Here is a 10,810-nt window from a genome sequence, read left to right as displayed (position 1 = left end):
GGGTCATGGGGTGTGGGTGTTCTGGGCGCGGCCAGGCTCCCCCTGCAATGCCAAGGGGCTGCCGGCACGTCGGCCTGGAGAGCGTGGCCGCAGTTTCAGGCCGTGGCGGTCTGCGGGGCCACAGGCAAGGCCAACAGCTGGCAGACTTCCTGCGCAAATCGGCTGGCCATTTGCTGTGCCCGCAATGCGGTGCGGCACTCGACCAGCACCCTGACGACAGGCTCTGTGCCCGAGGCGCGCAGCAGTATCCGCCCATCGTCGCCCAGCGCCTGTTCTGCGCGCAGCTGGAAATGCGGTATCCACGCTCCATCGCCCATCCCGGCACCCGGGGCGACAGGCACATTGACCAGGCACTGGGCGTTCATGCGCAGGTCGCCACACAGCTGGGCCAGGCTGCGTTGCGAGCGCTGCATCGCGGCCACCACGCGCAGGGCGGACATCACGCCGTCGCCCGTGCTGTGCCAGTCCAGCCCAATCAGGTGCCCGGAGCCCTCGCCCCCCAGGCGCCAGCCGCGCTGCTTGAGCAGCTCCAGCACATGGCGGTCACCCACTGCAGAGCGTGCAAAACCGATCCCACGGCGCTGCAGCGCCAGCTCCAGCCCCTGGTTGCTCATCACCGTGCCCACCACGCCACCCTGCAGTCCATCGTTGGTCTGGGCATCGACGGCCAGCACGTACAGCAACTCGTCGCCCGCGAAGATGCGGCCGTCGCTGTCCACCATCACCAGCCGGTCTCCATCACCATCCAGCGCCACCCCGACGTCCGCCTGGTGGGCCAGCACGGCTGCGCTCAGGTGCTGCGGCGACGTGGCGCCGACCTTGTCGTTGATGTTCTGCCCATCGGGCGAGGCGCCCACCGCAATAACCTCTGCGCCCAGCTGCCGGAACACTTCCGGCGCGATGCGGTGGCAGGCCCCATGGGCGGCGTCAACCACGATCTTCATGCCCCGCAGGTGCACGCCCGCAGGTACGGCCTTGCGGCAAAACTCGATGTACAGGCTGGACGCCTCTGGCAGCTGCGATACGCGCCCCAACTGGGAGGAGGGCAGGCACACCATGGGCTGGTCCATGGTGCGTTCAATGTCGGCTTCCATGCCGTCGGGCAGCTTGTCGCCCGTGGCCGAGAAGAACTTCACCCCGTTGTCTTCACAAGGGTTGTGCGATGCACTCACCACCACCCCGGCCTGGTAGCCGCGCAGGCGCGTCAGGTAGGCCACGCCCGGGGTGGGCAGCTCGCCGCACATCACGGTGTCCACACCCGCCGCCGAGAAACCCGCCTGTAGCGCCGCCTCGAACATCGGCGCCGACCCCCGCGTATCGGTGCCCACGGCGACCACGGGCCGGGGATTGGGGCCGGTGTGCGTGCGGTGCAGCAGCTGGCCGCAGGCATGCGCCAAGCGCATGATGGTCTGGGGCGTCATGGGCTCCATGCCGACCGGGGCGCGCACCCCGTCGGTTCCAAACATCTTTTGCGTTTTCATGGGGGGTTCCTTGGTATGCAAGATTCGCCATCTCCATCTGTTTCGCCGGAGACCAGGGCGAGGGCGAAACATAATTTCTGGCGGCAGGGGTAGTCTGTGCGCTGGCGAACACCTTCCGCATGTGTTCGCCAGCGCACAGACCGTGTGGTGCGATGGCGCTGAACATGTCAGCCCATGCCACGGATCTCCCATTGAACCCACACTCCCTACCGCGATCGCGACGCAGCCTGTGGCGCCCCCGGCAATGCCTGCAACGGCTTGTCCGCAGCGCCATCACCTGGGCTGCGATTGGGGCATCGTTCGGCGCCCCTGCCGCAACGCTCGATCTGGCAGGGTATTCCGATGCCTCGGGCGCGATCACGGTGCAGCACGGCGGGGATACGGTGGACCCGTACTTCGCGCTGCAGGCCCTGCTGCTGGCGCACAGCCACGGGCTGGATATTTCTGTACCTGCCAAAGCGTGGGGTGCATGGCTGTTGCCACGGCAAAAGCCCGACGCCACGTTCGACCGCTTTTGCCGCAACGGTCCGGTGTGGGCCGCCTGCAAGACGGCCGACGCCGACGATTCCCAGCTCGGCCTGTGGCTGGCTTTCATGGACACCCTGCCCGCCGCGCAGCGCAGCCAGGCCGCATGGGTGCGCAGCCGCACGGCCACCAGCGCAGCGCTGGCCAAGTTGGTCGATCCGGGCAAGGGCATCTACCTGGTCTCCCCGGTGTACCAGCATGGCCTGTTGATGGACAACCTGGAGCTGTGGGAATACGCCTTTACCCACAGGGCTGCAGAAAGCGCTCGCCATCCCAGCTTCACCAAAACACTGGCGTCCGTGTTCTGGGACGGGCAGCGCAAGCGCTTTCTGGTCTCAACCCAGCCAGGCCAGCGTGACACCACCCATGCCTTCTACCCCGATGCGGTGGCGCAGATCTTTCCCTTGCTGGTGCGCTTTCCGCTCATTCCGGGGGGGGCGCGTGCCCATTACCGCCGCTGGATGGAGGAGCACCGCACCGAGTGGCTCGCCCAGGTGAAGGGCGACTTTGCGTGGGGCCTAGTCGCCATCGTGGCGCTGCAGCAAAACGATATTCCCTCCGCGCGGTGCTGGCTGCAGACCGCGCTGCCGCACCGGCACAGCGCCCATTGGACGGTGACGGACGAAGTCGCTGCACAAATCTTGCAAGCGCGCGCCATCACACCGGCCCCGGAGACCACCGCCTGCACCGTTCCCAGCAACTCCTCCCACCCCGCATCATGAACGCTCTTCCATCCCGCGCTTCCACCGGCGCCCGAGCCCTTGTTTTGGCCCTCGGGTGCATGGCGGCCTGCCTGCCAGTGGCCCACGCGCAAGGCACCGCTGCGGCGGACCTTCCCGCGCCCGTTCGGGGTCTTGAGGCCTATGCCAGCCGCCACCACCTCAGCAACGGTTATGGCAACTGGCATGAGACCGGCGTGCGCGGCCAGTACGGGATGGGCAGCCATCTCTGGGCCGCAGAAGCCGCCACCATGCGGCGTTTTGGCGAGTCTGGCCGGTTCATCGGGTTGTCCGACACCTGGACCCTGAACGAAGACTGGTTCACTGCGGTGTCGGTGGGCGCAGGCGATGGGGCCGCTTACCTGCCGCGCTACCGGGTGGACGGCTTCGTCAACCGCAAATTGCTGGCGTCTCGCCAATGGGTTGCCACGCTGGGGGCGGGCTACTACCGTGCGCCCGATGGCCACATCGACCGCAACATCAGCCTGGGCTCCACCTACTACTTCGAGTCGCCCTGGGTGGTGCAGGCAGAGGTGCGCTTCAACAACAGCTCCCCCGGCCAAGTGCGCACGCACCAGCAGTTTGTGGCTGCGACCTGGGGCCGCGCAAAACAGACCCAGGTCATCGCGCGCCATGGCTGGGGCGCCGAGGGCTACCAGGCTATTGGGGGCGGTGCGTCCCTGGTCAACTTTGACAGTCGGCAAACGCAGCTCACACTGCGCCAGTGGGTGGGCCCTCAATGGGGGTTTACGGCGGGCGTGGAGCGCTACAGCAATCCTTTCTATGACCGCAACGGCGCCAGGCTCTCGCTATTTTGGGAACTGCCGTAGCGTTGTGCTCGCGCGGCGCTTTGACAGCCCAGCGTGCGTGGCTTCAAGTGTGTGGGTGCCGACGCTGTAGCGAGCCCGACATCACCTGTTCATAGATTCGCTTGTCCTGGAGAAAACAGCCGCAGCTTTCTGCCAGCAACGCCGGGCTGTCCAGCACCAGGATGTGCCCGCGCGCGTACTGGATCACACCACGCTCTTGCAGCTGGCCCGCTGCAACGGTCACGCCCGCACGGCGAACGCCCAGAAGCTTGGCCAACCCGGCATGTGTCATTTCGATATCCGGGCTGCGCAACTGGGTGGTGCTTGCCAGCAGCAACCGGGCCAGTCGCTGAGCGAGCGAGTGACAGTGCACACAAGCCACCATGGTTCCCATCTGCGACAGCTGGACATATTGGTAGCGGGCGGCGATCACCCGCAGCGACCGGCTGGCAAGGCACTGGCCGCGCCAGATATTCAGTCGGATCCGCCAGGCCTGGCCTGCCCCCGACACCACGGCGTCGAAGGCGGACGCCGACACTCCTGACCCTGCACCGGCGCCCAGCATCCCCTCAAATCCGAGCTGGCTGGCCCCGCAATTGCGCGCGCCATTCAGGTTCGACAGGAGCGAGACCATGCTGTTCGTCGGGAAGTACACATGGCTGAGCCGCTCGCCAGCCCGCCCCAGCATTTGCTGGCGGTCCAGTTCGACCCACTCGGCTCGCGACAGAAGGCGTGACCGCTCTGCGGGCCGTAGCAGGGCCAGCAGGCGGTTGGCGAGGGATTGGTCGATATGCGGCTTTTTTGGAAGTCCGGGATGGACTGCAGTCCATTCTGGTGGCTCCCTCCCTCCCTATCTGTCTGTTAGCGTACTGGGGGCGCGTGGGCCTTCAGGCCGACAGGTTGCCAGCCAGCACGGACTTTGTGCGCTGGTAGAAGCCCAGTTCATTGATCGTCACCAGTCTGCGGTTGGCTGCAAACAGCTTGTCGATCGTTGCCAGTTGCGCGCTGGCCAGCCCAGTTTGCCCGCGCAGGGCAGCGACATAACCCAGAATGGCCCAGGGAAACGGGTCGTAGCTTCCCGTTTCCCAACCGGGCGTGTGTGTGTTGAAGTAGTTCCAACCGGCCGTGAATTGCCCAGCCAGTTCTCTCAGCCCAAAGGCCTGCGGGTAGACCTGGCAAGTGGTCCCGGGGTAGAAGTCTGCGGTCAGTGCGGGCGCTGCGTCACTCGACAAGAATGCTTGCGCGGGTGCCTTGAAGAGAAAGCGCGATACGCCCTCTGCAGTGTTGGACGCCAGCAAGTCGTAGTAGTTGGCTTCGTGCAGCTCGCTACGCGACCGCAACAAGGCCGCGAAATCGCGCAGACCCCGATAGCCCTCGCAGTTGTCCATGAGGTATCCGCTGGAATTGCTCTGGCTGCGTGGCGACTGAAAAACCGATGTCAAACCCGAAGGCTTGGCGGTCAGCGCCAGATTGCGATAGGCCATGTTTTTCAGGGCAGCCTTGTTCGACTCCCACCAGGCCCAGTTGCCGCTGGCCACCACATAGCGTGTGGCCAGCGAGAGAAACGTGGATGCATAAGCATCGTCCGAGTCGGACGCCACTTTTTTGAACACGGAGGTGTTGGCACGCCCATACGGCAATTCAATGTCTGCAATGGTGCTGGTGGCGGCGTTGACATTCGCCAGGTACAGGTTGAGGTACGGCAGCACGTGGGACTGCAGATCGGCGGCGCCCAGCATGGGGACGATGGCAACCAGCCCCAGGTTGGCAAAGTACCAGTTGAGGCCCCCATTGGGTGCCAGCTCATAGCCGCCGGCATAGGGTCCTGATGGAATGCGCAGCGCCTTGATCTCGGCCACTGCATCGATGGGGGTTGAATTGACTGCCGCCCGGGCTGGGGTGCCCAGGAGCCAACCTGCGGCCAGTGCCGCTGGCACCTTGGTGATCAATGAACGACGCTGCATGTGCCCAATCTCCGAATGAAGACCCGAACACCGCTTTCATCATCTGGAGAGCAACAGCGCAAAAAAAATGGCGCACTGCCAGGAAGGCCGCCGCCCCCGGGGAAAAGGACAGCGACCTGATTTTGCAAAGATTGCCCGCATTTATTCGGCGCCGTACGCAGGCGTACCGATCCGCTCACACGGCGATTTTGGGCGTATGGAAGGCGTCGAGCTTGCAGGGCGCCCGGCTGCCTCTCAATGGGTGGCGGACAGGGGGGCCGTGCTTGCAGCCCATGCGTAAAGGGCCACAAAAACCATCATGTCGAACAGGGCTCCAAAGCACAGGTACAAAACCGGCATGAAGACCACCGACAGGTGCTGCAGGATCAGCAGGTGCACCAGCGCCTGCTGCGGCACCATGATCCCAAAAAACATGAGGATGAGCAGCGTGTGCACGACCTTGGCCTGCCAGCTGATCTGTAGCGGGTAGTAGCCCAGCGCCATCAGCACCGGTATCGACAACATCAGCAGATAGCCTGCATCCAGCAGGTCCACCGCATGGCTTAGCAACTGGTGGGGGAATGGCATGGGCGCGAACCAGAAATACAGCAGGGCCAGCGCTTGCACCACACACAGCACACGCACCAGGTACTGTGCGGGCAACCAGCGCCCCCGCAGGCGCAGCGACAGACCCCAGGCTACCACGACCACCACCGCAGCGAGCGCCGCGCCGGTGGTGGTGGACAAACCCAGGTCGCTGGCGCCGGGCGACCAGCTCAAGCCCAGCAGATCCTGGCGTGACGCGATGTCGGCAGGCACGAGGGGCAACTGCAGCCATTGCGCCCAGGTCAGCAGATAGCTGCGCCAAAAGCCGTACAAAGGCTCCCGCAAGCCGTAGAGGAGCGCCAGCCACGCCAGGGGCAACCCCACCATCTGCAGCACAAGCCACGGGCTCATGCGAACGTGGCCCAACGCCCGGTGGGTCAATTGGTGTGTGTGCGCCTTTTGAGCCCGCGCCAGAAGGTCGCGCGCAGCGGCGAAGGCAGTCTCACGGTCTTGCCGACTGTGGGCGATGGGGGATGGATGTGGCACAGAGAGCCCTCGGTTCTTGATCAATGAAAAGACGCCGAGGGGACAACGGCTCCGGCTGTCCACACAATCCCCAGGCGGCGTGCCCAGACGGTCCCATGGGCACGGGCACCGGCTTCGGCCATGATGGTCTCGGCGCTGACCGTGGTGAGCGCCTGCGGCGTACCCACCTGAACGCCCGCTCCCAGCAAGATGCCTGACTCCGAGACCAGCGGCCCCGTGACATGGGCGTGGTCCAGAATCTGGATCTGTTTTTCACTGCACAGCGCCCCCTGAACCCGGGCCCCGGCCCCCATGACGATGCCGTCCCGCGCTTTGACATCGCCCAGGATTTCCGTGCCCGCACCAATCAGCAGGCGCCCGGTGACCACCAGCGATCCGCGGTAGCGGTGCATGCGCGGCAGCTTGCAATTGCCCCGGATCAGCGTGACATGGTCGCTCTGTCGCACCGCGCCTTCCAGCCGCTCAAAACTTGCATCGACCAGTGCGTGAGACTCGCGTTCCGGCTCCACGGTGGCATCGTCGCCGAAGGAAATACTGGGTGCCTGAATTCGCTCAAAACAGCAGTCCGCCTCCAGCTCCACGGAGGTGGCCGACGACAGGCGTCGCAGCCCGGAGCAACCCCGCTGCAGATGCAGTGATGCATCTGCGTGCGCCCATTGCCCCACCTCGCACCCCGCGCCCAGCCAGATGCGCCCTTGGGCCAGCAGCCCCACAAAACGGCTGTTGGGCTGGGCTTCAAAGTCGCCATGAATGAAGACGGGGGCCGAGCACACGATGGCGCCCTGGGGCTTGATCGACCCCAGGCACACCAGCGGGCGGCGCATGGCGGCCCAGTTCATGCCCTCCAGCGCAACGGGTGCGAAATCAAAATCAGTGGTGGTAGGGCTGGACAACGGACTGGGCAACTGCGTCTTGTGCGCCTGCACCAGCGCCCGGAACCGGTCGGAAAAATGTTCGATGTCGGTTGTGTATTGCGGCAATACCTGCAACGCTGCGGTATCTGTGGGGTGCCTCCACTCTCGCCAGGTGGGGCCAAAGGCAATCACCGCCAGGGCCACGCTGAGCAAAAGGAAAGCCAGGTAGAACAAGGTGGTGTTCATTGTTCAACGCTCGGCTGGCGGTAGCGCACTGTCTTGTCCCACACCATGTCGCGGCGCAAGAGCTTGTCCATCAACTGCCCCCACACGGAGGACGAAATGGCGAACAGGCTGATGATGAAACCCAGCAGGCTCAACGGCAGCAAGCGCAGACGCCGGCGTTTGCCGTCGAGCAGCACCGCCACTGCGATCTCGAAGAACGCCGCAAAATTGCCCAGCGTGCCGTAAGCCATCAGTGCGAACACCGAAATCAAACCGGTCAGCATGTCGCCAGCGTTGAAGAAATACAATCCGATGGCCAGCAGCCAGCCCACCAGCAGCAGCGGCGGCAACGCAAAGACGAACAGCAGCAACAAGCCATCCAGCCGCTCGGGCCAGCTCAGATACGGGCTGAACGCAAACCGCAGGCCGTAGCGCACCATCACCTGGTTGTGTCCCTTGGCCCAACGCTTGATTTGCTTGATGCGAACCGGCCAGTCCTGCGGCACCTCTTCGTAGCACTCGGAGCGGTTGGTGTAGACGGTTTTCCAGCCGTTCAGCAGAAGGCGGTAGGTGATGTCCGTGTCTTCGGCCAGCGTGTCGTCATGCCAGCCGCCCACCGCCGCTACGGCAGATGCGCGCACCCCGCCCACGGTGCCGCCGTACTGGGGCACCAGGCGCAGGTTCATCCGCGCCTGCTGGTCTACCTGGTAGCCGCCGCTGCGTTCCAGATCGAGCATGCGCGTGAGCAGGTTCACCCCGGTGTTGACCGGCACCACACGTCCCATCACTGCGCCCACCTCGGGGTCAAAAAACGGTGCCACCAGCTGCTTGAGCAAGCCTCGGCCCGGCACATAGTCGGCATCAAAGATGATCACGATGTCGCCCTGCGCATGTTGCAGGGCATCCTTGAGCGCTGCGGCCTTGCCGGGCTTGCCCTTGGTGCGGTGAAACGGCACGATGCGCCCCGGATAGCGGCTTACCCAGTCGTCGATGATCTCGCGGGTGCGGTCGGTAGAGCGGTCATTGACCGGCACCACCTTGAGCCTTTCCAGCGGATAGTTGGTGTTGAGCAGGGCCTGCAGGCATCCTGCGATCACCTTTTCCTCGTTGTGGGCGGCGATGAAGACCGTGACCAGCGGCCAGTCTGCCTGGTCAATGTCGAGGTAGGGATGGCGCTGGTGCCCGAGCAGGCGGTTGAGCGTGAGCAAGCCATGGCGTGCCGCATAGACCATCATGACGACGATGATCAGGGCCAGCACCACGGCCATTGCCGACAGGATGGTGTGCGCCACAGGCCCTGGCACCCAGGAGTGCGCCAGCGGGTCTGTCGAGCGCGCAGGCAGTGGCAGCAAGGCCGCCCACGCACCCGCACTGCCGCCCATGGCGGCTGCCGCCGCTACGCAGGTCCGCCACGGCCAGCCCCGGGCGGCGGTGAGCTGCGCAGCCACACGGTGCCTCATGCCCCTCCGATTCGAATCCATGGTTCGCCCTTTTGCTTCAACGGTTGCAGGCCCTGTATGAGGCATGCCGCAAGGGGTCCGAAGGACGCTCTACGCCAATCCACAAAGGGGTGTGCGTGGAATGTAAGTAACGTGTCCAAACGGGTCTGTTCGTTGCCGCACAGAGGTTCGGCGGGTTGGTGCCGGACGCGGCGGGTCGATGGAGTCGCCCCTGCTTGCGGGGGCGTGCATCCCTCAATCAGCCGCGCAAAGCCGGTCGGCAATGTGGCGCGCCGCGTTGCCATCGCCAAAGGGGCTCAGCTCCAGCTGCATGGCGCGGTAGACCGCAACATCGAGCAGCAGCTCGGAAGCTGCGGTGACCATGCGCGTGATGTCGGTGCCCACCAGCACGGCACCACCGGCCTCAACCAGCTCCTGGCGCTCGGTACTGTCGCGTGCAATGAGCACCGGCCGCGCCAGTGCGGAGGCTTCTTCCTGGATGCCGCCCGAATCCGTCAGCGTGAAATAGCAGCGCTCCAGCAGCGTGATCAAGGCCGGGTAGTCCACGGGGGCCGTCAGGCAGACGCGCGCGCGCATGGCATCGGGCAGTGCTGCAATCACAGGCTCCACCGCCTCGCTGACCGCCGGGTTGGGGTGCAGCGGCCAGACCACGACCAGGTCGGGATGGGCGGCCAGAAGCTGCCCGATGGCCGTTCCGATGTTGCGGATGGGCTCGCCCCAGTTCTCGCGCCGGTGTGCCGTCACCAGCAGCAGCCGCTGGCTGGCATGCTCGCCCAGGAAGGCCTCAACACCTGCGGGCAGGGCTGACGGTACCGACGTTGTGGAAGGCTCCAGCTGTAGCTGCGTCCAGCGTGCTGCATCGATGACCGTGTTGCCCACCACCGAGATGCGCGCGTCTGCAATACCCTCGCGCAGCAGGTTGTCCCGTGTCCTTGCGGTGGGCGCGAAATGCCAATGGGCCAGCCGGGCAATCAGCTCGCGGTTCTTTTCTTCAGGGAACGGCTCGCGTGTTCCGGTCCGCAGGCCCGCTTCGATGTGCGCGACCGGTTTGTCGTTGTAGTAGCCGCTCAATGCTCCCACCAGTGCTGACGTGGTGTCACCCTGCACCAGGACCACGTCCGGCTGGGATTCGGAGACCGCGCGATCCACCCCTTCGAGCAGCAGCGCCGTGAGGTCGCCCAGCCGATTGCTGCGCCGTTCGGGGGGAAGGCGCACATCCGGGCCCATGCCAAAGAATCGGTACAACACCTCGGCCACCGCTTCGTGTTGGCCGGTGTGTAGCACCACCACGCGATGACCGCGCTGCTGAAGCTCGCGGTGCAAGGGGGCCATCTTGATGATTTCCGGGCGGGTGCCCAGACAGGCGAGATAGGTGGTCATCAATTCTTTCAGTGTTGAAATGGGCGTTTTCGGGGGAGGGCGGGGAGCGCGCAGACGACGGGCCGGTCGCAAGCTGCGGCGCGCACCGCAAAGCCTCCGGATCGCGCGGATGGTGCGTTGCGGTGGCGAGGCACGTCTGTTGTCCACCGCACATAGCCAGTGAGAGCCAGTGAGGGCGCCGGAGGTGTGGGAGCGCTGGCCCCAAGGGTGTTGTGGAGCCGCGCAGCAAAAACGTGGCTGCGGTGGCGCGGGCCTGCAGGCTTGTCGAAGCCCTGTGCAGCTTCGACGCTTCAACACGGTCAGGGCTTCAGCCTCAGCCTGA

At 65.0% G+C, this 10,810-nt stretch carries 9 protein-coding genes; 2 read left to right on the top strand and 7 right to left on the bottom strand.

The features are described from left to right. Positions 1 to 95: 95 nt before the first annotated feature. Positions 96 to 1,481 (bottom strand): phosphoglucosamine mutase, encoded by a 1,386-nt coding sequence (gene glmM, locus ACSQ22_RS22805; protein WP_436131641.1) that lies wholly within the window; start codon positions 1,479 to 1,481, stop codon positions 96 to 98. A 191-nt stretch (positions 1,482 to 1,672) separates the two neighbouring features. Between glmM and ACSQ22_RS22800 the strand changes: the two genes are divergently transcribed. Further along, positions 1,673 to 2,728, top strand: a complete 1,056-nt coding sequence (locus ACSQ22_RS22800) for a hypothetical protein (protein WP_436131640.1) — start codon at positions 1,673 to 1,675, stop codon at positions 2,726 to 2,728. Then, entirely contained in the window at positions 2,725 to 3,555 is an 831-nt protein-coding gene (locus ACSQ22_RS22795) for a YaiO family outer membrane beta-barrel protein (protein WP_436131639.1), read from the top strand. Before ACSQ22_RS22800 ends, ACSQ22_RS22795 begins: the two co-directional genes overlap by 4 nt. Before the next feature lie 43 nt (positions 3,556 to 3,598). Here ACSQ22_RS22795 and ACSQ22_RS22790 read toward each other — a convergent pair whose 3' ends face one another. The 6 genes from ACSQ22_RS22790 to wecB form a co-directional block, all read right to left on the bottom strand. Continuing rightward, positions 3,599 to 4,168, bottom strand: a complete 570-nt coding sequence (locus ACSQ22_RS22790; protein WP_436131638.1) for a helix-turn-helix domain-containing protein — start codon at positions 4,166 to 4,168, stop codon at positions 3,599 to 3,601. Positions 4,169 to 4,421: 253 nt separating this feature from the next. After that, on the bottom strand, positions 4,422 to 5,498 hold the full coding sequence (locus ACSQ22_RS22785) for a hypothetical protein (RefSeq protein WP_436131637.1): 1,077 nt from the start codon (positions 5,496 to 5,498) through the stop codon (positions 4,422 to 4,424). A gap of 234 nt (positions 5,499 to 5,732) precedes the next feature. Continuing rightward, on the bottom strand, positions 5,733 to 6,434 hold the full coding sequence (locus ACSQ22_RS22780; protein WP_176888603.1) for a hypothetical protein: 702 nt from the start codon (positions 6,432 to 6,434) through the stop codon (positions 5,733 to 5,735). A gap of 155 nt (positions 6,435 to 6,589) precedes the next feature. Beyond that, positions 6,590 to 7,669, bottom strand: a complete 1,080-nt coding sequence (locus ACSQ22_RS22775; protein WP_436131636.1) for a polymer-forming cytoskeletal protein — start codon at positions 7,667 to 7,669, stop codon at positions 6,590 to 6,592. Beyond that, complete coding sequence (locus ACSQ22_RS22770) at positions 7,666 to 8,916, bottom strand: glycosyltransferase (protein ID WP_436131645.1); 1,251 nt, start codon at positions 8,914 to 8,916, stop codon at positions 7,666 to 7,668. The genes ACSQ22_RS22775 and ACSQ22_RS22770 overlap by 4 nt, the downstream gene beginning before the upstream one ends. 426 nt (positions 8,917 to 9,342) lie before the next feature. After that, entirely contained in the window at positions 9,343 to 10,488 is a 1,146-nt protein-coding gene (gene wecB / locus ACSQ22_RS22765) for a non-hydrolyzing UDP-N-acetylglucosamine 2-epimerase (protein WP_436131635.1), read from the bottom strand. Positions 10,489 to 10,810: the final 322 nt, after the last annotated feature.

Source organism: Acidovorax sp. LjRoot38, from assembly GCF_964252975.1.
GTDB classification, from domain to species: domain Bacteria; phylum Pseudomonadota; class Gammaproteobacteria; order Burkholderiales; family Burkholderiaceae_C; genus Acidovorax; species Acidovorax facilis.
The sequence above is the reverse complement of the archived record's forward strand: the minus strand, read 5'-3'. Positions and strand labels throughout refer to the sequence as shown.

Coding starts and splice junctions, on each gene's coding strand:
- ACSQ22_RS22770 (WP_436131645.1), bottom strand. CDS start 8,916: ATGGCCGTGGTGCTGGCCCTGATCATCGTCGTCATGATGGTCTATGCG.
- wecB (WP_436131635.1), bottom strand. CDS start 10,488: ATGACCACCTATCTCGCCTGTCTGGGCACCCGCCCGGAAATCATCAAG.
- ACSQ22_RS22780 (WP_176888603.1), bottom strand. CDS start 6,434: ATGAGCCCGTGGCTTGTGCTGCAGATGGTGGGGTTGCCCCTGGCGTGG.
- ACSQ22_RS22775 (WP_436131636.1), bottom strand. CDS start 7,669: ATGAACACCACCTTGTTCTACCTGGCTTTCCTTTTGCTCAGCGTGGCC.
- glmM (WP_436131641.1), bottom strand. CDS start 1,481: ATGAAAACGCAAAAGATGTTTGGAACCGACGGGGTGCGCGCCCCGGTC.
- ACSQ22_RS22795 (WP_436131639.1), top strand. CDS start 2,725: ATGAACGCTCTTCCATCCCGCGCTTCCACCGGCGCCCGAGCCCTTGTT.
- ACSQ22_RS22785 (WP_436131637.1), bottom strand. CDS start 5,498: ATGCAGCGTCGTTCATTGATCACCAAGGTGCCAGCGGCACTGGCCGCA.
- ACSQ22_RS22790 (WP_436131638.1), bottom strand. CDS start 4,168: ATGGTCTCGCTCCTGTCGAACCTGAATGGCGCGCGCAATTGCGGGGCC.